At 65.0% G+C, this 21,539-nt stretch carries 13 protein-coding genes; 8 read left to right on the forward strand and 5 right to left on the reverse strand.

The genetic code is table 11. From position 1 onward, the window contains the following. Positions 1 to 99 precede the first annotated feature (99 nt). Positions 100 to 6,549, reverse strand: a complete 6,450-nt coding sequence (locus tag BRA471DRAFT_RS08915; RefSeq protein ID WP_007606372.1) for a non-ribosomal peptide synthetase — start codon at positions 6,547 to 6,549, stop codon at positions 100 to 102. 142 nt (positions 6,550 to 6,691) lie between these two features. On the opposite strand from BRA471DRAFT_RS08915, the gene BRA471DRAFT_RS08920 reads away from it, so the two are divergent. The 5 genes from BRA471DRAFT_RS08920 to BRA471DRAFT_RS08940 all read left to right on the forward strand — a co-directional run bounded on the left by BRA471DRAFT_RS08920 (position 6,692) and on the right by BRA471DRAFT_RS08940 (position 13,088). Next, positions 6,692 to 10,156 carry an AAA family ATPase gene (locus BRA471DRAFT_RS08920; protein WP_007606374.1) on the forward strand — a complete coding sequence of 1,155 codons (3,465 nt, stop codon included), beginning with the start codon at positions 6,692 to 6,694 and terminating at the stop codon, positions 10,154 to 10,156. Between the two features lies 1 nt (position 10,157). Then, a complete protein-coding gene (locus BRA471DRAFT_RS08925) occupies positions 10,158 to 10,949 on the forward strand; it encodes a protein-L-isoaspartate O-methyltransferase (protein WP_007606376.1) in 792 nt (263 codons plus the stop codon). A gap of 94 nt (positions 10,950 to 11,043) precedes the next feature. Further along, positions 11,044 to 11,415: a hypothetical protein gene (locus BRA471DRAFT_RS36625; RefSeq protein WP_007606378.1), complete on the forward strand. Its 372-nt coding sequence runs from the start codon at positions 11,044 to 11,046 to the stop codon at positions 11,413 to 11,415. Between the two features lie 8 nt (positions 11,416 to 11,423). Further along, on the forward strand, positions 11,424 to 12,026 hold the full coding sequence (locus tag BRA471DRAFT_RS08935; RefSeq protein WP_007606380.1) for a DUF6036 family nucleotidyltransferase: 603 nt from the start codon (positions 11,424 to 11,426) through the stop codon (positions 12,024 to 12,026). Positions 12,027 to 12,137: 111 nt separating this feature from the next. Further along, a complete protein-coding gene (locus tag BRA471DRAFT_RS08940; protein WP_007606383.1) occupies positions 12,138 to 13,088 on the forward strand; it encodes a DUF6492 family protein in 951 nt (316 codons plus the stop codon). A gap of 12 nt (positions 13,089 to 13,100) precedes the next feature. Here BRA471DRAFT_RS08940 and BRA471DRAFT_RS08945 read toward each other — a convergent pair whose 3' ends face one another. Further along, positions 13,101 to 14,168: an endo-1,4-beta-xylanase gene (locus BRA471DRAFT_RS08945; protein WP_007606386.1), complete on the reverse strand. Its 1,068-nt coding sequence runs from the start codon at positions 14,166 to 14,168 to the stop codon at positions 13,101 to 13,103. Between the two features lie 307 nt (positions 14,169 to 14,475). Between BRA471DRAFT_RS08945 and BRA471DRAFT_RS08950 the strand changes: the two genes are divergently transcribed. The 3 genes from BRA471DRAFT_RS08950 (at position 14,476) to BRA471DRAFT_RS08960 (ending at position 19,021) form a co-directional block, all read left to right on the forward strand. After that, positions 14,476 to 15,912 (forward strand): lipopolysaccharide biosynthesis protein, encoded by a 1,437-nt coding sequence (locus BRA471DRAFT_RS08950; protein WP_007606388.1) that lies wholly within the window; start codon positions 14,476 to 14,478, stop codon positions 15,910 to 15,912. 167 nt (positions 15,913 to 16,079) lie between these two features. After that, a complete protein-coding gene (locus BRA471DRAFT_RS08955) occupies positions 16,080 to 17,105 on the forward strand; it encodes a fatty acid desaturase (protein WP_007606390.1) in 1,026 nt (341 codons plus the stop codon). Between the two features lie 359 nt (positions 17,106 to 17,464). Further along, a complete protein-coding gene (locus BRA471DRAFT_RS08960) occupies positions 17,465 to 19,021 on the forward strand; it encodes a L,D-transpeptidase (protein ID WP_007606395.1) in 1,557 nt (518 codons plus the stop codon). A 22-nt stretch (positions 19,022 to 19,043) separates the two neighbouring features. On the opposite strand, the gene BRA471DRAFT_RS08965 is transcribed toward BRA471DRAFT_RS08960, so the two are convergent. From BRA471DRAFT_RS08965 to BRA471DRAFT_RS08975, 3 genes are all read right to left on the reverse strand, one after another. Further along, a complete protein-coding gene (locus BRA471DRAFT_RS08965; RefSeq protein WP_007606398.1) occupies positions 19,044 to 19,859 on the reverse strand; it encodes a class I SAM-dependent methyltransferase in 816 nt (271 codons plus the stop codon). Positions 19,860 to 19,969: 110 nt separating this feature from the next. Next, on the reverse strand, positions 19,970 to 20,506 hold the full coding sequence (locus tag BRA471DRAFT_RS08970) for a VOC family protein (protein WP_007606400.1): 537 nt from the start codon (positions 20,504 to 20,506) through the stop codon (positions 19,970 to 19,972). A gap of 40 nt (positions 20,507 to 20,546) precedes the next feature. Continuing rightward, a complete protein-coding gene (locus BRA471DRAFT_RS08975; protein ID WP_007606402.1) occupies positions 20,547 to 21,536 on the reverse strand; it encodes a tripartite tricarboxylate transporter substrate binding protein in 990 nt (329 codons plus the stop codon). Positions 21,537 to 21,539 lie beyond the last annotated feature (3 nt).

The raw sequence follows: 21,539 nt of genomic DNA on the forward strand, positions 1-21,539 counted from the left end.
GAGAATAATCTTGCGCGATGGCGCCAAATAATCAAGATGCAACTTGGTCATTCACAGCTTTGACGAGTGACCCCGTATTCGCCCGTGCTCTGCGGCCGGTCATGCCGCCCTGCGATCGAGCAATCGGCCGAGTGGCGCATTGGGTTGGACGAGAGCCGCCCCGAGCAGCGCGACGAGATCCTCCATCCACTGGCCGACCGTAGCGCCGTCGAGCAACTCGCTCTTGTAATTGCACGAACCGCTGATTCCCGTCGACCGCTCCTTGAGCATCAGCGACAGCCAGGTCTGGTCGATCGGCAGCACCGGCTGGCCTTCGCGGGCGATGTTGCCGATCGATCCTGTCGTGAGATCAGGCAGATCGAGCGGCTGGCGCAGCGGATTTTGCAGGGTGAAATAGACCTGGAGCAGCGAGGCCGGATTGACCCCCTCCTGCTCCAGATGGTCGGCCAGGATGTTGAACGGCAGCTCCTGGCGCGCATGCGCGTCAAGCACGCTCTGGCGGACCCGGGCGACGGCCTGCGCGAACGACAGCTCCGGCGTGATTTTGGTGCGAACGATCACCGTGTTCTCGAACGGACCCACGATCCGGTCGGTGTCCGGCTGGGCGCGATTGGCCATGGCGGTGGCGATCGAGATGTCGTGGCGGCCGGTCCGCGCCAGCAGCACGGCTTTCAAGCCGGTCAGCAGGCACATGAACAGCGTGCAATTGTGCTGCCCGGCGAAGGCCGCGAGCCGGCCGATCAGCTCACGCTTGAGGCTGACCGGATGGTGCCCCCTGGACGGGCCCGGCCTTGATACGCCCTCGAAGAGGGGAGCCGCCCCGCGCAAATTCTCGGTCCAGTCGGCCGTCTGACGGCGGGCGGCATCGGTGCCGCACCACCAGCGCTGCCAGCGCGCCACGTCCGAAAAGGCCGGCGGCGGTTTCGGCAGCGGCATCGACCGATGGCCGGCCAGCGCCGCATAACGGTTCGATAATTCCTCGAACAGCACGCCGATCGACCAGCCATCGACAACGGCGTGGTGCAGCGTCAGCAGCAACGCGTGATCGCAATCGTGGAGCCGCAACAGCCGGGCGCGCAGCAGCGGCGCGCGCGTGGTGTCGATCGGGACATAGGTCTCCTGTTCGATCAGGAGATTGATCTTGCGGAGCTCCAGCGCCTTGCGCCGCTTGTTGTTGTGGGGCTGACCGTCGCCGATCGTCTCGACGGTCAGGACACGGCCGAGGGCGCCGGGCGCGGCGATGCGGCTGACGGGCTCCCCGCCGCTCCAGCCGAAATGGGTCTGCAGCGATTCGTGCCGGCGCACGATCTCATCGATCGCCTGCGCCAATGCGGCCAGATTGAGCGGCCCCTGGAGACGGAAGGCGAAAGGCAGGTTGAACAGCGGCAAACCCGAAAGATTCTGCTCGATCCGCAGCATCTGGTCCTGCGCGATCGAGAGCATGGGAGGGCTGCCTTCGGCCAGGCTCGCTGTAGCCAGCCTTGCGAAACTTGCGGCCGGCTTGCGCGGCTTTGCCGCCACGGCCTCGTCGACCCGCCGGGCAAGTTCGTCGATCGTCGGTGCCTCGAAGATGGTCTTGATCGGCAGCGACACGCCGAGCGCCCGGGCGACGCGCGCCATGACTTGGCCCGCCAGCAGCGAATGGCCGCCGAGGTCGAAGAAATTGTCGGTGACGCCGAGGCTCTCGACCTTCAGCAGGTCGATCCAGATGTCGGACAGCACCTTTTCGGTGAAGCGCCGCGCGGGCACCGCCGCATCCGGTCCGGATTTTTCCTGCTGCGCCGGCGCCAGCAGCGCGGCCCGATCGATTTTGCCATGGGCATTGAGCGGCACCTGATCCAGGAACAGGAACGCGGACGGGATGGCATGGCCCGGCAGCCGGCTCTTCAGGAAGTCGCGCAGCTCGCTGGCGCTGCTCCGGCTGCCGGATTTTGCGACGATATGAGCGATCAGCCTGATATCGCCGCCCGCTTCGCGGCGCGGCTCGACGATGCCGGCGCGCACACTGGGATGGTCGGCAAGCGCGTTCTCGATCTCCTTGAGCTCGATACGGTAGCCGCGGACCTTGACCTGATGGTCGGCGCGACCGAGGCATTCGATCGTGCCGTCGGCGCGGCGGCGGGCGAGGTCACCGGTCCGGTACAGTCGGCCGCTTGCTTTGCGCGAGAACGGATCGGGCAGGAAGCGCTGCCGGTTCTGCGCGGGATCGTTGACATAGCCGCGGCCGATACCGGCGCCGCCGATGCAGAGCTCGCCGGTCACGCCGACCGGCTGCGGCTGCAGGCCTGCGTCAAGCACGTAGAGCCGGGTGTTCGGCAGCGGCGCGCCGACCGGGACGTTGCCCGTCGTGGTCCAGGGCGCCCTGGTCAGGCGATGCAGCGAGACGTCGTCGGAGCATTCCGAGGCACCATAGGCGTTGATCAGCGGCACTTTCGGACAGCGGGCGAACCAGGCCTTGCAGAGATCGACGGGCAACGGCTCGCCCGTCGAGATCAGAAGGCGCAGCCTCGCAAAGGCGCGTCGGATTTGTGCCTCGTCCATGCGATCGAGGATCACGCGCAGCAGCGATGGGACGATCTCGAGCACCGTGATGCCCTCGCGCTCGATCTCGCGCGCGAGCAAAATCGGGTCCTGCACGATCGCGGTGCCGCAGACATGGACGCGCGCGCCGACCATCGGCCCCGCGAGGAACTGCCACACGGAGATGACGAAACTCTGCGGCGCGGTCTGCGCGATCACGTCCCGGGACGAGAGGTTCAGCTCGGAGATGAGCGAGGCCAGATGGTTCGACAGCCCGCGCTGCTCGATCATGACGCCCTTCGGCGCGCCGGAGGAGCCGGAAGTGTAGATGAGATAGGCAAGGCTCGACGCCGCGCGCCGCGTTGCACGGGCCGGCTTGCTCGACGCTGGCGCGATGGCGTCCTCGAGTTCGGCCATTTGGATGCGCTCGACCAGCGGTTCGAGCAGTGCCTCGGCCATGGACGACTGCGCCCGTCCGGTCAGCAGCATGCGGGCGCCGCTCGATCCGAGGATGGTTGCGAGCCGTGCCGGCGGCTGGTCGGGATCGAGATTGAGGAAGGCGGCGCCCACGCGTTGCACGGCGATCATCGCCGCGAGCAGGTCGGGCCCACGATCTGCAAGCAAGGCGACTACGGTCTCGGCGCCGACGCCTTCGCGGGCCAGCCAGCGCGCGGCCGCTTGGCTGCGGCGCGCCAGCTCGCGATAGTTCAGGGATGTGCGGCCGTCCGACACGGCGATCGCGTTCGGCGTCTTCTTGACCTGGCGGTCGAAACGTTCGCTCAAATTGCCGCGCGTGGTGAAATTGGCCGACACGCCCCGGCCCTGCGCCAGCAGCTGCCGGCGTTCGGCCTCGGTCAGGAGTGGCAAGTGCGAGATGCGCTGCTCGGGATCGGCGATGACGGATTTGAGCAGGGTTTTGAACTGAGCGGCCATGCCCTCGATCGTCGCCGCGTCGAACAGATCGGTGGCGTATTCGAAGAAGCCGGTGAAACGGCCGTCGGCCTCGACCAGTTCGAGCGTGATGTCGAATCGCGCCACCTTTGGATCGATCTCGATCCGCCGCGTCGACAGACCGGAGAAACGTGCCGCCTCGATCGATGCATTCTGGAGGATGAACATGATCCGGAACAGCGGATTGCCGTCCGTCCTTCGCGCGATCTGAAGCGCGCGCAGGACTTCTTCGATCGGGAGGTCCTGGTTGCGGTAGGCATCGAGTGTGACCTGCCGTACCCGGCGCAACATGTCGCCGAAGCTCGGATCGCCGCCAAAATCATTGCGCAGGATCACGGTGTTGGCGAACAGTCCGATCAGGCGCTCGCTCTCGATCTGGTTGCGGTTGGCGATCAGCGAGCCGGTCGCGACATCCTCGTGTCCGGTGTGGCGGAACAGCAGGCACTGGAATACGGCGAGCAGGGTCATGAAGGGTGTGACGCCCTGGTTCTGGCTCAGCGCGCGCAGGTCGGCCGACAGAGTTTTGGAGAATTCGAGATAGTGACGGGCACCGTGGCCGCTCCAGACCTCCGGCCTTGGCCGGTCGGTCCGCAGCGGCAGCGTGGTGACGCCGTCCAGCTGCGTCCGCCAGTAATCGAGCTGCTCCCTGGCCGCGGGCGACTGCGCCCAGCTCTGCTGCCAGAGCGCAAAGTCGCGGTACTGGAAGGCGGGCGAAGGCAGTGCGGCCACGTCGTTCCTGCGCGCTGCCGAATAATGGGCGGCGAGTTCTTCCCAGAACAGCCGCTGCGACCAGCCGTCGGTGACGAGGTGATGGACATTGACCACGAGCGCGTGGCTGCTCTTGTCGAACGAGAGCAGCGTGACCTTCAGCGGCGCCTCGTGCGCGAGGTCGAACGGATGTTGTGCGAGCCGGAACGCTTCGCGCCTGACAACAGCGGCCCGCTTGTCCGCGGGGCAGGGCTTGAGCTTGATCCGCTCGAACTGCGGCGGCGATTGCAGCACAAGCTGCACCGGCTCGCCCTCGCGTTCGGTGATGACCGACCGCAACGCCTCATGGCGCGCCGACACCGCGGCGAGGCCAGTAGAGAGTGCGGCGACGTCGAGCCCACCCTTGAGGAGCGCGACTTCGACGACGTTATAATTGTAGCGCGTGGGGTCCAGCCGCGAGAGCACGTACATCCGCTGCTGCTGGAACGACAGCGGCGCGTCTGCTTCCGTGGCCTGGCGCCAGGCAGGCAGCATCGTCTGGGTTGCAGCGGTCTCGATCCGGGCCGCAAGCGCGGCGGCCGTGGCGCAATCAAACACGTCCTCGAACGAGAAGTCGACATTGAAGCGTTCGCGCAGGCGCGAGCGCATCTGCGTCACCGCGAGCGAGTCGGCGCCGAGCGCGAAGACATCCTGATCGCTCCCGACCTGCGGCAGCTCCAGCAAATTGGCCCAGATCCCGGCGAGCTCGGTCTCCAGCGCGTTGTGCGGCAGACGCGCCTCCTCCTCGCCGCCGCCTATTGTTGCGATCAGCTCGGCGAGCGCATTGCGCTTGACCTTGCCGCTGGCGCCTTTCGGCAGCGTCGCCACGCTGCGGATCAGGCTCGGCACCTTGTAGGCCGCGAGCCGTTTCCGTGCGAACTGGCGCAACTGGTCCGAGGTCGCCTCGGAATTCGGCCGCAGCACCACGATTGCGGCGACGTTCTCGCCGAGCTTCTGGTGCGGGACGGCAAACACGCCGGCCTCCAGCACTGCCGGATGGCTGAGCAGAACCTCTTCCACCTCCAGGGGCGAGATCTTCTGCCCGCCGCGGTTGATGACGTCCTTGATACGGCCGACGATGAAGAGATAGCCGTCGGCGTCGAGATAGCCGAGATCGCCGGTCCGGAACCAGCCGTTGCGGAAGGCGGCCTGCGTCGCCGCCTCGTCATTATAGTAGCCGCGGCTCATGTTGGGTCCGCGCAGCATGATCTCGCCGGGCTCGCCGCTGGCGAGCGCACGGCCCGCCTCGTCCATGATGGCGATCTCGGGGCCCGCGGCGCGGCCGACCGATCCGACCTTGCGCAGCTCGAACGGATTGGCCGCGATCTGCGAGGCCGCCTCCGTCATGCCGTAGGTCTCGAGCACGGGAACGCCGAACGTCGCCTCCAGCCCGTCGAGGATCGCAGGCGCAAGCGAGGCCGAGGCGGAGCGGATCACGCGCAGCGACGACGATCGGGCAAGATCCGGGTTCGCTTCCGCCGCCGTCAGCAGCGCGCGATGAATGGTCGGCACTGCCGTGTACCAGGTCGGTTGCAGCTGCCGCATCCAGCCGAAGAAGGAGGATGCGTCGAAACCCTCGGTACAGATCACGCTGGAGCCCGCGGCCAGCGCCGTCAGCAGGCCCGAGATCAAACCATGGGCGTGAAACAGCGGCAGGACGTTGAGCAGACGATCGTGGGACGCAAGCGACAGCACGCGGCCGGCATTGTAGGCGGAGAGACAGACGTTGCGATGCGTCAGCGGCACCATCTTCGGCCGCGCCGCCGTGCCTGAGGTCAGCAGGATGAACGCGTCATCGTCGCCGCGCGAGGCGCCGCTGCTGATCGCCGGTCCAACCGCCGGCCCCACGAACGCGCAGCCGCCGAGATCGTCTTGCGACCCCGGCACGAAATCGATCACGGTAATATCGAGCGCCTTGGCGACATCGCGGGCCGCCGAGTTCGTGTCCGCCCGGGTGACGAGTGCCGTCAGCTTCAATTCGCTGAAATAGCGTTGCAGCTCGTCCGCCGTCAGATCGGGATTGACGGGGACGCAAGCGCAGCTCGAGGCGACCGCAATCAGGGCCATTGCGCTGTCGGCACCGCGCGGCAGCGCAACCGCAATACGGTCGGCAGGGGCGATGCCAAGCCCGCGCAGCGTGCGGACCAGATCCTGCGTCCGCTCGCCAATCCCGCCGTAGTTGAGGAGCGGCCGGCCGGGGGCGAGGAGGGCCGGGGCCGCCGGCGTCTTGCGGGCATGGAAATCGAGAAGACCGCCGATATCCGCGAATATCTTCGCTTCGGCCGTCGTGCTCGCTGATTCCCGCGGGGCTGGGCCTGTGACGTCCGACAATTCCGTTCCCTTTTGATCCGATTGGGCTATTCTTCCAAGAAGTTGGGGAACGCGTCCAGTCTGAGGTGAAGTTTTGGCCCCAAAATCTGTGGTTGCGGGGCCCTAAGCCCTTCGACGGAGTAATTGGTCGGGCGGAATCACCATGCTGGAGAATGAGCCGGGCACGGGAACGGAAGGCGGGCTGAAGCGCTGGCTCGAGGGCATCGGTCTTAGCCACTATACCGATCTCTTCGCGCAGCACCGTCTCGATCTCGACGTCATGGCGGACCTGACCGAATCCGATCTCGTCGAGCTCGGATTGCCGCTCGGCGATCGGAAGCGGCTCCAGCGGGCCATGACCGCGTTGTTCCGGGCCGAAACCGCGGAAAAGTCCGACGCGGCGGTGCGCTCGCAAGTCCGGACGGAGGTCGGCGCCGAGCGGCGTCAGCTCACCACCATGTTCTGCGACATGGTGGATTCCACCTCGCTCTCGGTGCAGTTCGATCCGGAAGACGTGCGCGACATGATCGCGAGCTTCCGCGAAACCTGCGTCCGCGTGGTGAAGCATTACGAAGGTTTTGCTGCCCGCTTCGTCGGGGACGGTATTTTGGTCTATTTCGGCTATCCGACCGCACATGAGGACGACGCCGAGCGCGCCGTGCGCGCGGGGCTGGAAATCGTCCGGGTGCTGTCGACCGCCCGCGCGATCGAGCCGCGTGGTGCGCTCAGCCACTCACCCGCCGTCCGCATCGGCATCGCAACCGGTCTCGTCGTGGTTGGCGACCTCGTCGGACAGGGCACCGAAGAGCGCGACTCCGCGGTCGGAGAAACCGTCAATCTCGCCGCACGCCTGCAAGGCCTGGCGCCGCCCAACGGTGTGGTGATTTCCACGTCGACCCAGTCGCTGCTGAAGGGGAAGTTCGACTACCGCGATCTCGGCGTCCACGCGCTCAAGGGCATCTCGGAGAAGGCCCAGGCCTGGCACGTGATGCGCGCCTCGCGGGTGGAGACCCGCTTCGCCGCCGCGATGGGCACGCGGCTGACCCCGCTCGTCAACCGCGAGGAGGAGATTGCGCTGCTGATGGGGCGCTGGCAGCAGGCGAAGGAGGGCGAGGGCCAGGTCGTGGTCAAGTTCGGCGAGCCCGGCATCGGCAAGTCGCGCATCATCCAGGAGATCTTCGACCGGATCGCGGGCGATCGCCATGGACAGGTCTCGTTCCAGTGCTCGCCCTATTACACCTCCACGGCGTTCTATCCGTTCGCCGAGCAGCTCAAATTCTCTCTCGGCCTCGATCGCGAGGATGCGTCCGTGCAGTCGCTGGCGAGCCTGGAGACCGCGATCGCCGCCGCTCATGGCGACATCGAGCAGGTTGCGCCGCTGTTTGCCGCGCTGTTGTCAATTCCGACCGGCGACCGCTATCCGCCGCTGGAGCTGTCGCCGCAGCAGCAAAAGGATGCGACCGTCGCGGCGCTGGTCAATCATTTCCTCGGCCTCGCGCGCGAGCAGCCGCTGGTGATCGCATTCGAGGATCTGCACTGGATCGACCCGACGTCCCGTGAGGTGATCGATCTCCTGGTCGACCGGGCGCAGAACCGGCCGATCCTGGTCATCATCACCGCGCGCACCGAATTCCAGCCGAGCTGGAACGCCCATTCGCATATCACGACCCTGGTGCTGAACCGGTTGAGCCGGCAGTTGCGCGCGACGCTGGTCGAGCGCGTGGCGGGACGCGAGCTTCCCAAGGAGGTCATCGAGGAGATCATCGTCAAGACCGACGGCGTGCCGCTGTTCCTGGAGGAGCTGACCAAGACGGTTCTCGAATCCAACCTCCTGACCGAACGGCACGGGCGCTATGTGCTGTCGGGCCCGTGGCGGCAGCTTGCGATCCCGGCGACGCTGACGGACTCGCTGATGGCGCGGCTGGACCGGATGGGACCGTTCAAGCGGATCGCGCAGATCGGCGCCACCATCGGTCGCGAATTCTCCTACGAGACTCTGCACGCGGTCGCCAATACGCCCGCCGAACAGATCGAGGCCGCGCTCAATCACCTGGAGGAGGCCGGGCTGATCATGCGCCGCGGCCATCCGCCCGACGCGCTCTACTCCTTCAAGCACGTGATGATTCAGAACGCCGCGCATGCGAGCTTGCTGCACAGCGAGCGGCGCAAGCTGCATTCCCGGATCGCCCAGGTGCTCGCCGAGATGTATCCCGAGAAGACCGAGCGCGAACCGGAACTGCTCGCCCATCATATGACCGAATCCGGCCAGAGCGAGAGCGCCGCCAGCTTCTGGCTCAAGGCCGGCAAGCAGGCGGCCAAGAGTGGCGCCAATCTGGAGGCGATCGGGCATCTGGGCCGCGGCCTCAGCGTCGTGCAGGCCAATGCGCGCATGCAGGGCGCCGACGAGATGGAGCTCGAACTGCGCATCGCGCTCGGCAACGCGCTGATCGCCGCCAAGGGCTATGCCGTGCAGGAGGTCGAGGAGAACTACGTCCGCGCCCTCGAACTCGGCCAGCAGCTCGACGACGACGAAAAGGCCTTCGCCGCCACGCGCGGGCTCTGGGTCTGTCATTTCATCCGCGCCGATCTCACCCGCGCGCACGATCTCAGCGTCGAGCTATTGAAGTTCGCCAAGCGCGAGCGGCTGAACGAGGGGACGCAACCGGCGCAGCAGACCGGCTATCTGATCGAGGCGCATCGCTCGATCGCGATGACGATGCTCTATCGCGGGCGCTTTGCCGCGTCCCAGCACCATTTGCATCGCTGCATCAACCTCTACAGCCCCGACCTGCACTCCGATCTGATGGAGCGGCACGGCACCGATCCCGGCGTCGTCTCGCTGTCCTATCTCGGCTACCTCCTGTGGTTCCTCGGCCGGCCGGACGCGGCGCGCCAGCACAGCGAGCAGGCGATCGCGAACGCCGAGAAGATCCGCCATCCCTTCACGCTCGCCTTCGCGCTCGTGTTCGGCGCCTATCTCTGCCAGCATTTGCGCGATGTCGAGGGCACGCGCGACCACGCCAACCGCGCCATGATCATCGCCACCGAGCACAATTTCCTGCACTGGAAGCAGCAGGCGGCGATCCTGCGCGGGTGGGCGCTGGCGCAGCTCGGCGAGGCCGACGAAGGTCTCAGCCAGATGCGGTTCGGCCTTGACGAATACGAAGCGATGGATTCCTGGCTCGCCGGCTGCTGGTTCCGCTGCCTGCTCGCGGAGGCCTACGCCAAAGTCGGGATGCGCGATGCCGCCTTGCGCGCGCTGGACGGTGCGCTCGCGACCGCAAGACGGACCGGCGATCACTCCTACCTCGCCGAAGTCTACCGCCTGCAAGGCGAAATCACCCTGTCGGACGGGAATCCGGCCTCGGTGCAGGAGGCCGAGGATCTGTTCAACCTGTCGCTGGAGATCGCGCGCAAGCAGGGCGCGCTGTCGTGGGAGCTTCGCACCGCCGTCAGCCTCGCGCGCCTGTCGCACGAAGCCGGAAAGCGCGAGCACGCTCGTCTCCTGCTCGTACCGATCGTCGGCAAGTTCAGCGAGGGCTTTTCCACGCCGGACCTGAAACAGGCGATGCAACTGATCGACGAGCTCGGCGCGGAGGCGCCTGTTCGCGCACAGGCCATCCCGTGAGATGAGCGACCTTGCCGCCGCGCGTACGCGTTACGTGGAGCTGATCGCAAGACGCGAGCGGATCTCCTCGACGCGCCTGCTCGAAGCCCTCGCCACTGTTCCGCGCGAAAAGTTTCTGGCGAAGGGACCCTGGCGCGTCAAGAGCGAGGCGGCGCGCAACTATCGGCTGACGCCGGATGCCGATCCCGTTCATCTCCAGGACAATGTGCTGGTCGCGATCGATGCGCGCCGCAAGCTCGACACCGGGCTGCCGAGCCTGTGGGCGCACTTCATCGATTTGCTCGAGGTCGGGGAAAGAGACCGTGTCGTCCAGATCGGCTGCGGGCTCGGCTATTTCTCGGCCGTGCTGTCGAAGATCGTGGGGCCCAAAGGCAAGGTGCGGGCGATCGAATGCGACGAGCGGCTTGCGGCGCGCGCCGCAACCTATCTTGGCGCCTATCGCAACGTCGCGGTCGTCCATGGCGACGGATGCGAGGACATCGGCGAACCCGCCGACGTGATCATCGTTCATGCCGGCTTCTCGCAGCCGCATTCGCTCTGGCTTCGGTCGCTTCGTCCGCGCGGCCGGCTTCTGGTGCCGCTGACCCAGCGGGACCGCGAAGGCGCCGCGCTCAAGATCACCCGCAAGGGCAAGGGGTTCGAAGCCGAGACGGTGCAGCAGATCCGGATCTTCCCCGGTCAGGGTCGAGGCGTGACTGCGCTCGACGACCGCGTCGCCGATTGGTGGCAGCGCGCCTCCGCGCTGGCGCCGCTGCGCTTTCGCGGCATCGAGCAGGGGCTGCCGTTGGATTAGGGCTCACCGCGCCAAAGTGGTAACTATTGGGAAGTTGCACCCTGTTTTGTTCCCGGCGAGTTGTCTATATTTCCAGCTGGGCCCGGATGAACAGATGGATGACGGATTGAACGAAGGTGTGGTTGGCGATACCGCGAAGCTGATGATGCATCGGCTGATCGTGCGGAGGCTTCGCCGCGATCCATCTTTGGTCGAAAAGGCCAAAGCAGCTCATACCCGTCAGGCTGACCAATTTACCGATTGGCCTTTCGTGCGCGAGTGGCAGGAGTTGCTTGCTCTTCCGACTGGAGAACTTGCGGTGAAACTGATCAGTCGCGATCGCGAGATGGTCAAATTGCGCAATTCGTCGCCATTCTTTCTCACCGAAGGCGTCCATTTTGGGGATTACGACATGCGCATCCGGCTACGAAGAGCTGCAAGACGAATCGTCGAACGCGCCTTGAGTACTCAAATTGCTTCTGATTGAGATCTGTGATGGCTGAGGGTGGCCCCGTACGTGATTTCGAGGACTTGCTTAGAGTCGTCAGAGCCCTGGCCTTCGCATTTGACACGGATACGGTGTACATCGTTGGCAGTCAGGCGATACTGGCTTCCATGTCCGATGCGCCAGAGGCGACGAGGCAATCGCCGGAAATCGATGCCTTCCCAGCAAACGCAAAAGTCTGGGAAATGAAGGAGGCCAAGCACACGCGTGACGGTGTGCAGCCCATTGCGTCTGAACACATCGACGGCCTTTTTGGAGCTGAAAGCCAGTTCCACCGCACGCATGGTTTCTACATCGATGGCGTCGATGAGACGACGGCTAAGCTCCCGAGAGGATGGCTGAACCGGGCGGTCAGAGTACAAACTGAAGTCGGGGGACGGACGGTGACCGGCGTGGCGCCTGCGCTGGAAGACCTCGTCGTGTCAAAACTCGCCAGGTTGGATGATAGGGATAAGAGGTTCGTCAGCGCGATCCATGGGACGCGGCCTTTGGACCTGGAGCTGATTGAGCAAAGGATACGTAAAACGGATCTTGATCCCACCGTAGCTGAGCAAGCGATCGCCTACGTCAGAAGCCTTGCGTCCGAAGGCTAACCTTTCCTGCGGTCACCCCTCTGTTTCGCTTTACCTTGATTCAGATTGTGAGTTTCCAGCCTATCTATGCGCCGCTATGAGTACGGCCTGATCGCCATACGAGCGTGCGCCATGCATTCCGTTGCCCTGCTGACCGCCAGCTACGCCAAGGATATCGAGCGCTTTTCGCTGCTCAGCGAGAGCATCGACACGTGGTTGACGGGCTACACGCGGCATTATGTTCTCGTTAACGATGAGGATCTGCCGCTGTTCGCGCGGTTCGCTTCCGAGAAGCGTGTCATCGTTCCGGCCTCGCGCTATTTGCCGAAATGGCTGTGGGCGCTGCCGCCGGCTCTCCAGTTCATCAGCAAACGGCGCGTCTGGCTGTCGCTTCTGTCATCACCTGTTCATGGTTGGCACATCCAGCAGATCCTCAAGATCGCCGGCGTCCTCAACGCGCCCGAGCAGCGCGTCTGCATCCTGGATTCGGACAATCTGTTCTTCCGCGAATTCGACGTCGGGCAATATGCCGGCGCCGAGAAGACGCCGCTATTCGTCACGCGCAACGGAATCGACGCCGCCCACCCCTTGCATGTCCTGTGGCTCCGCACCGTCGATCAGCTCCTTGGCATCAAGGACCGGTCCTTCCCCGCGGACGACTATGTCGGCAACGCGCTGGTCTGGGACAAGGACACCGCGCGTGCGATGACCGACGCGATCAAGTCGGCGACGGGATTGAACTGGGTTCTGGCACTGTGCCGGAAGAAGAAGTTCTCGGAATATCTCATGTACGGCCATTTCGTCGCGAACTCGCCCGCGCATCTGGCCGCCCATCGGATCACCGAAGACAGCATCGCGGTCTCGCATTGGGACGACACGCGCCTCGACCGCCCGGCCATCGAAGCGATGATGCGCGCCGCTTCGCCCGACCAGGTGGCGCTGTGCATCCAGTCCTATTCGTCGACCTCGATCGACGACATTCGCGACGTGTTCCGCCTCAGCTCGCGCGACCGTCGCAGTCCGAGCCTGTCTCCGGAGGACATCGGGGACGAGGTTCAGTTCGAGGCTCCGAAGACGCGCTGAGACCCGGCGCCTTCACGCGTCCTTCGTGAACTTGCTGATCACGTTCATGAACGGCTTCGGCTTGAATTCGCCGTCGAGCGGCAAGGGGCGGTTCGGCTGCTTGTCCGCCCGCGCAAAGGTGCCGTTGATCCAGCTGTAGCGGTCCGATAGGCCCCAGGTCAGGATCGAGCGCACCGGTCCGCTGGTCGAGATCGCGGTCAAGAGATCATCGACGCGCTTGGCGACGATGACATCGCGCTCCGCCGGCGTCCCCGTCAGCTTCTGGTCGTCGACATCGAGCTCGGTGACATAGACCTCCAGCCCCCAGGACCGCAGCTCGGTGACGAACTCGGCGAGCCCATGGGTGTCGATCTCGAGCTCGGCATGCAGATGCGATTGCAGTCCCACGGCGTGCAACGGCACGCCCTGGTCGAGCAGGTCCATGATGAGATGACGGTAGGCCGCGCGCTTCGCAATGAACGTGTCCTTGGCCGACTCGATGTCGTATTCGTTGATCGCGAGCTTGACGAAGGGATCGGCCGCGGCCGCCGTGCGGAACGCCAGCGGAATCCAGCGATTGCCCAGATGCTGCGTCCAGAACGACTCGCGCCGGTCTTTCGGGCTGCGCGGATTGTCCGGGATCGGCTCGTTGACGACGTCCCACGACGTCAGCTTGTCCTTGTAATAGGAGACGACGGTGCCGATGTGGTCGACATAGGCGCGCTCGACGCCCTTGGTATCCTTGATCTGCTTGGTCCAGTCCGGGATGTCGTGATACCAGGCGAGCGCGTGCCCGCGCATCGTCAGGTCGTTCTGCCGGGCGAAATCCAGGATCGCGTCGGCACGTTCGAAGGCAAAGGTGTGCGCGTCGGGACGCAGCATCGGCCATTTCAGCTCGAGCACCGGAACCACCTGCGTGCAATAGGTGCTGATGGCTTCGCCGAGCCTGGGATCGGCTTGCAGATCCCAGAGCGTGGCCGCGGCACCAAATCCCTGATTGCGCTGGGCGAGTTTCGACGCCGTCGCTGCGGACGCCGATGCGCCCGCCGCGAGTGCCGCGGCGCTGCCGAGGAGAAATTCGCGTCTGTCGAGCCTGGTCACGGCATTCCTTAATCGGAACCAACGCGCCATCGTACCAAGCGACGCCTTGCAACGCCGGGGTTTCCCCTCGTTGGGTTAACTTTGCCATCTGCGAAATCACGGTTCCTTTCGGTGGCCCTGCCGCCGTCAGGGAAGGGCAAATTTAACGCTAACCCGCGAAAGCGGCCTCAAAGCCGCATTCGCCGCCCGATCTCCAGACTTATGTGACATTCTTCAGAGATGCTGCGGCGCAATTCGTTCGCCCTGCCATGGTCCAATTGATGAACGGCCGTCACACTCGCAACAATGTTGCCGGTCCCGTGCTCGCATGCTGAACCGCCATTTCTCGATTTATCTCGTCGCCTACATCCTGCCTGCGGCGGTGGGCTTCTTCGCCGTCACGGCCTACACCCGGCTGCTGACGCCGGCGGAGTACGGCGTCTATGTCGTCGGCATCAGCCTGGCGGGCATTCTGGGCGCGATCTTCTTCGCCTGGATCAAGCTCTCGGTGTCGCGCTATCAGGCGATGTCGGCCGAGGTGGATTTTCGCGGCACTGCAATGGTCGCCTTCGCGCTCACCGTCGCCGTCCTCTGCGCCACCACGCCGCTGGTCTTCCTGTTCCGCAGTGATCTCAGCGTTGGGCTGCTGCTGGCCAGCATGTTCGTCGCGATCATGGCGAATGCCGTCGATGTCGGCCAGGAGTTCGAGCGCGCAAAACTGCGCCCTTACAGGTTCGCGGCGATCTCGATCGTGCGCAGCGTGTCGAGCGTCGGTTTCGGCCTGCTCGGCATCTGGCTCGGCTGGGGTGGATTGGGACTGCTCGCCGCATTCGGCCTGGGTTCGCTCGCCGGGATCATCCTGAACCTCGTCGGTGACCGCACCAGGATCGCGCGCTTTCAGCGCAGCCAGTTCGTGCAGCTCGCGCGCTACGGCCTGCCGCTGACGCTGGCCGGATTGTCCGTTGCGGTCTATTCAGCCTGCGACCGCCTCATCGTGGCTTATTTGCTCGGCAAGGACGCCGCCGGCATCTTTGGCGTCGCCGCCGATCTGCCGCGACAGTTCATGGTCATGATCGCCTCCAGCGTCGCCGCGGCGACCGTGCCGCTGGTGTTCCGGTCATTGTCGGAGAAAAACACCGAGACGACGCGGGAGCGGCTGACCGAGAGCCTCGAGCTTCTGCTCGTCGTGGTCGCGCCCGTCGCCGTCTGGCTCGCGCTCGCGGCCGACCAGGTCGCCGGCACGCTCGTCGGCGTCGACTTCCGCGCCGGCGTGTCGGCGTTGCTGCCGACCCTGGTGCTCGCGCGCTTGTTCGGCATCGCCAATCAATTCTACGTGCAGATCAGCTTCCAGCTTGCCGAGCGGCCGTTCATGCTGGCGGCGCAGTCGTTCCTGACGCTGGTCGTCAGCGTCGCGTTGATGTTCGTGCTGGTGGCCAGCCATGGCCTCTACGGCGCGGCGCTGGCGACGCTCGCAACCGAAGCGATCGGCTTCCTCGTTGCCGTCGTCCTGATGCATCGCGCCCATCCGGTCCCGTTCGACCTCCACCGCCTCGCCGGCGTTGCGGTCTCCGCTGCGGCGATGGCGGCTGCGATCCTCCTGGCACGATCCCAGGTCAATGGGATCGGCCTCGTCCCGCTCATGGTCGTGAGCCTCGCCGGCGGGCTCGCTTATGCTGCTGCCGGCTGGTTGCTGAACGTCGCAAACGTCCGGACGCTGTCGCTGCGTTTCCTGCGCACCTTCAACCGCAAGGCGCTGGGCGTTTAAGCCGCGATGTCTGACGAGGCTTGGCCTCACCGTCTGAAGCTCTGAAAGCGCCGCTTGGCCTGGCGATGGCTCGGTTCCGACGGGAAGCTGTCCAGGCGGAGGGCGATTTTGTTGCGTCGGTGGCCATAACCGTGCTTCTTGGGCGGCATGTCGGGAGCAGAGCAGATATGAGCCAAGGAATACCGGAAATCCGCGCATCGGCGCAGTTGCTCGCCCGTTATCGCGAGCCCGACAACACACGGGGTATCCTCGAACTTGCGATTACAGCGATACCGTTCGTCGTCCTCTGGGCTCTGATTTGGGCCGCTCTTGACCAGGGCTATTGGTTTGCCCTCCTGCTGGAGGTGCCCGCGGCGGGTTTGCTGGTCCGCCTCTTCATGATCCAACATGATTGCGGACACGGCTCGTTCTTCCGCGGCCGCGTTGCGAACGATTGGGTCGGCCGAGCCATCGGTGTGATGACACTGACGCCATACGGCTATTGGCGGCATAATCACGCAGGCCATCATGCGAACTCCGGCAATCTCGATCGCAGGGGCCTGGGCGACATCGATACGCTGACCACGCGCGAATTTCTCGGGCGGTCGCGATGGCGTCGGACGCTGTATCGCTTGTATCGACATCCCCTCGTGATGTTTGGCGTCGGTCCCACATATTTGTTCATCTTGAAGCACCGATTGCCGGTCGGGATGATGCGTCGCGGCTGGAAACCCTGGCTGAGCACGATGGGCACGAACATCGGCCTCGCGGTTCTCGCCGTCACGATGATCCAGCTGGTCGGCTATGGGCCGTTCCTGCTCGTGCATCTGCCGATCGTTGTTCTGGCGGCATCGATCGGTGTCTGGCTGTTCTACGTCCAGCACCAGTTCGAGCACACGCACTGGGCCCACGACGAGACCTGGAATTTTCACGACGCCGCGCTGCACGGCAGCTCTCACTACCAACTGCCGGCTGTCTTGCGATGGTTCACGGCAAATATCGGCGTTCACCACATCCATCATTTGTCCAGTCGAATTCCCTGCTATCGCTTGCAGGACGTGTTGCGCGACCATCCGCAGTTCGCTGGTGTCGGGCGGATTACGCTGCTCCAGAGTTTGCGGACCGTGCGGCTGACCTTATGGGACGAGGAGCGGCAGCGGCTCGTCTCCTTTGGCGAGGCGGCCTTGTTTGGCAAGGCAGCCAAGCTTGTTTGAAAAGGCAGTGTCTTGACTCCAGTGGCTCAGCTTACGCCGCCCCCGCGCGGCCGCCGAATGGCGTGAATCCGCGCGATCGCAAGGCGATGGGCGTTCATCGTCCGTTCAACGTGGCTTCGCCGTCCGACGCCGGGCGCTGGGAGCCGTGTCACCGACCCCCGGTCATTCTGTCGCAGCGATAGACCGCCAGCTTCGGCCGCGCGCCGCCCTTCCGCCTGCGTCAACCGTCGTATATGAGATTTATCGCCGGAACGTGCCGAATGTCGCCACAGACGGAACGTAAGGCGGCTGCAATTTCTTAATTCAAAGATCGCAATCTGATCAATGACCGGCGGACTGGCATTTCGACCGAGGATGGCATGAGAAACCTGATGACAACGGCGCAATCTACCGTGGCGATGCGGCGTTGGGGGCCTCCCGGAATTGTGACCTTGGCGGCGATGCTCGCCTTTGCGGCTGTGGGCCCGGCCAATGCCGCCAAGCAGGCGCGTCAGCCAACCGAGGCGGTGGCGCCGCGCGAGGCCGGCGAACCGATCATGGCGATCGTCTCGATCAAGAGCCAGCAGGTCACCTTCTACGACGCCGAGGGCTGGATTTTTCGCGCGCCGGTGTCCACCGGCACGACGGGGCGCGAGACGCCCGCCGGGGTCTTCGCCATCGTCGAGAAGGACAAGGACCACCACTCGACCATGTATGACGACGCCTGGATGCCGAACATGCAGCGCATCACCTGGAACGGCATCGCGCTGCATGGCGGGCCGCTGCCGGGCTATGCCGCTTCGCATGGCTGCGTGCGAATGCCGTTCGGCTTCGCGGAGGGCCTGTTCGAGAAGACCAACATCGGGATGCGGGTGATCATCTCGCCGAACGACGCGGCTCCGATGGACATCGTTCATCCCGCACTGTTCATGCCGAAGCGGGACGCCATTGCCGCAGCGCCGGGCCAAATCGGCAGGCTCTCCGGCGAGGCCGAGGAGGCCACAAGGGCGGCCGACGAGGCGAAGAAGGCCGCGACTTTGGCCGCGAAAGAGGCGGCATCGCTGCCGGCCTCGCTGCGCAAGCTGGAACAGCAGAAGACCCGCGCTGATGCCGAGCTCGCCTTCGCCGACAAGCAGCTCGCGGCCGCCAAGACCGATCAGGCCCGCGCCAAGGCCGAGGAGCTGAAGCAGAAGGCCGCCACCAGGGCCGCCGACGCGACGACGCAGCTCGATGCTGCCAAGATTGCCGCACAACCGAAGCGCGATGCGGTCGCGGCCACGAAAGAGGCGGCCAAGGCGGCAGCGGCCAGGAAGGCCGACGCCGTGAAGGCCGCGACCGACGCAAAGCTCGCGCTCGAGCCGGTCTCGGTCTACATCAGCCGCGCGACGCAGAAGCTCTATGTGCGGCGGAACACGCACAAGCCGGCACCGGACGGCGGCGGCGAGGTGTTCGACACCAGCATCGAGGTCCCCGTCACCATCCGCAGTCCGGACCTGCCGCTCGGCACGCATATCTTCACGGCGATGGCGAAGAACGACGCCGGCTTGCGCTGGAGCGTGGTCACGATCGAAGACGGCGACAACGCCAAGAACGCGCTCGACCGGATCACCATCCCGCAGGAGGTGCTCGATCGCATCGCGCCGACTGCGTTGCCGCGGTCCTCGATCATCATCTCGGACGAGCCACTGAGCAGCGAGACCAACTACCGCACCGAGTTCGTCGCGGTGCTGAGCAACCAGCCCCAGGGCGGTTTCATCACGCGCAAGCCGACCGCGCCTCCGATGGCGATGGCGAGCGACGACGGCTGGGACAATGGCGGCAACGGCTTCGGCTTCTTCTTCCAGCGCGATCCGAACCCGCAGCCCGTCAATCCGCGCCGGCGCGGCCAGTATCAATATTATCAGCCGGCACAGCCGATGCAGCGGGGCTTCTGGTAGGAGGCGGGCAGATCGAAGCCCGTCAGGACCGCCGCGCCTCGATCACGATAGCCTGGATCTTGCCCTCGATCGGTCCGGACCCATGGCGCGTCCGGATCGCCTCGGCAACGATGTCGGTCGCAGCCTGAAGCTTGCTGGCATCGCGGGCCTCGATCTCGCTGCGCAGCGGCGTGCCCTGGCAGAGCGCGATCGCGACGTGCTCGGGCGATGGCGCGCGGCTTATTTCAGCTCGCGTTTCGATCGATATGTCACGGAAGCCTGCGCGTTCGAGGTCGGTTCTGATGACGGCCTTGTCGTGATAGCCGTGCGGCGTTCGGGCCATGAAACGGGGCGGGTCGTCGGGAAACAGCTCTTCAAGCGCGATCGTGGCTTCATGCGTCAGCACATTGTCCTCGATGCGGTCCCAGACGTTGAACACGAACGTGCCGCCATCCTTCAGGACCCGCTTCACTTCGCCGTAAGCCTTGACGCGGTCCGGAAAGAACATGGCGCCGAACTGGCAGCAGACCACGTCGAATTCGGTATCGTCGAAGGGCAGGGCTGATCCGTCGGCCTGGCGCCACGAGATGCGATCGTCGTCTGCCTGACGCTGCGCCGCGACGGCGAGCATCGGCTCGTTGAGGTCGGTCGCGACATAGCGGACGCCGGGCGGCAGCGCCGCCGCCACCGCGCGCGTCACCGCGCCGGTGCCTGCCGCGATCTCGAGCAGCACGGAGGGAGAGCGGGCCGCGACACGTCTTGCGATGTCGTCGGCGTAAACGGCGAAGATCAGCGGGACCAGATATTCGTCGTAGAGTTTCGGGATCGAGCCGGCGAAAACCTTGTCAGTGTTGGACATGCTTGCCTCGCTGAAGGTTCGGACACGAGGCTCACGTTACCACGGATTTCTACCGCGCCAGCAGCCCGGTGAACCTGGTCGGTCCTGCATCCCCTTGCCGACCTCCGGCGTCATCGGCTCACGCCGACCTCGCGGATCGGCCGCGTGCCATCCCAGCTCAAAGCCGCCTGCCGAACCTTCTCGAAGAACGGCCCCTTGGTACCGCTGATGTCGGAGATCTCGATCACGGTGCCTGGATGGGCCTGGGTGTCGAAATAGGCAAAGCGCCCTCTGTCCCCGCCGATCTGGCCCTCATGGCCGATCCTGTAGCCGAGCCCGAGCGCCCTGTCGTAGAGGGCCTGGTAGTCGTGGCTCCAGTAGGACATGTGCTGGAGGCCTTCATGGCCGGACTCGAGGAATTCCCTGTACAGCGAGGGCGCGTCGTTGCGCTGCTGGATCAGCTCGATCTGGAGGTCGCCGGAATTGGCCAGCGCGATGCTCATCTCGACGGCAGAGTTTTCGCCGCGATGGCGAAACCAGTCGGTCTGGATGCGATCCATGTAGTACCAGGGGCCGACGCCCATCACCTCGATCCAGTGCTTCATCGCGGCGTGGATGTCCCGCACCACATATCCGTTCTGACGCACCGCGCCGAAGATGCGGCTCATGCCCGCGCTCTCCTTGTTACCTTGTCCACCCGACCCCGATTTACTTCACTTCGATGCCCGCGTCCTTGGCAACCTGCTTCCAGGCCGCGATGTCGCGGGCGTTGATGTCACGCTGCTCGTCGCCCGCCACGAATTGCGGCGTGATGCCGAGCCCCAGCAGCTTCTGCTTCACCTCGGCATCGGCGAGCGCGTCCTTCAGTGCCGCCGACAGCTTTCTTGCGATCGGTTCGGCAAGGCCCGCAGGCGCATACATCGCCCAGGACAGGCTGCGGTCGAACGGCACGCCCTGTTCCTTGTAGCTGGCGACATCCGGCAGGCTCGGCGAGCGCTCGCCGCAGGCGGCCAGCGCCTTGATCGAGCCGTCCTTCACCAGCGGCGTCGCGGTCGCCATGTCGAGCGTCGCCAGCGAGATGTGGCCGCCGAGCAGATCGCCGGCCAGTTTGGCGATGCCGTTGAACGGCACGTGGTCCATCTTGATTCCGGTCTGCTGCATCAGGATTTCCGCGCAGAATTGTCCGGTCGAGCCCACGCCCCAGCTTCCGTACTGGATCGGCTCGCCCTTTTTGGCCAGCGCGATCAGGCCCTTGATGTCGTTGGCCGCAAAATCCTTGGTCGCCACCAGCATGATCGAGGACGTGCCGATGCGCCCGATCGTGGTGAAGTCCTTGATCGAATCGTAGGGCAGTTTCGGATAGATCGCCGGCGCCAGCACATGCGTGGTCATGCCGCCAACGGTGATGGTGTAGCCGTCGTTCGCCGACGCCGCGACCATCTGCGTGCCGAGCGTGCCGGCAGCCCCGGTGTGGTTCTCGATATAGACGCTCTGTCCGAGCGTCTTGCCCATCCTGTCGCCGAGCAGTCGTCCGATCACGTCGCCGCCGCCACCGGCCGCATAAGGCAGCAGCATCCTGATCTTGTGGGTGGGATAGGCGGCCGGATCCTCGGCGCGCGCGGGCAGCATTGCGGAGGACGTTACGACCAATGACAATGTTGCGGCGCGCAGCAGACGAAAATGGACGAAGCGCGCCATGAC

This window comes from Bradyrhizobium sp. WSM471, from assembly GCF_000244915.1.
Lineage (GTDB): Bacteria > Pseudomonadota > Alphaproteobacteria > Rhizobiales > Xanthobacteraceae > Bradyrhizobium.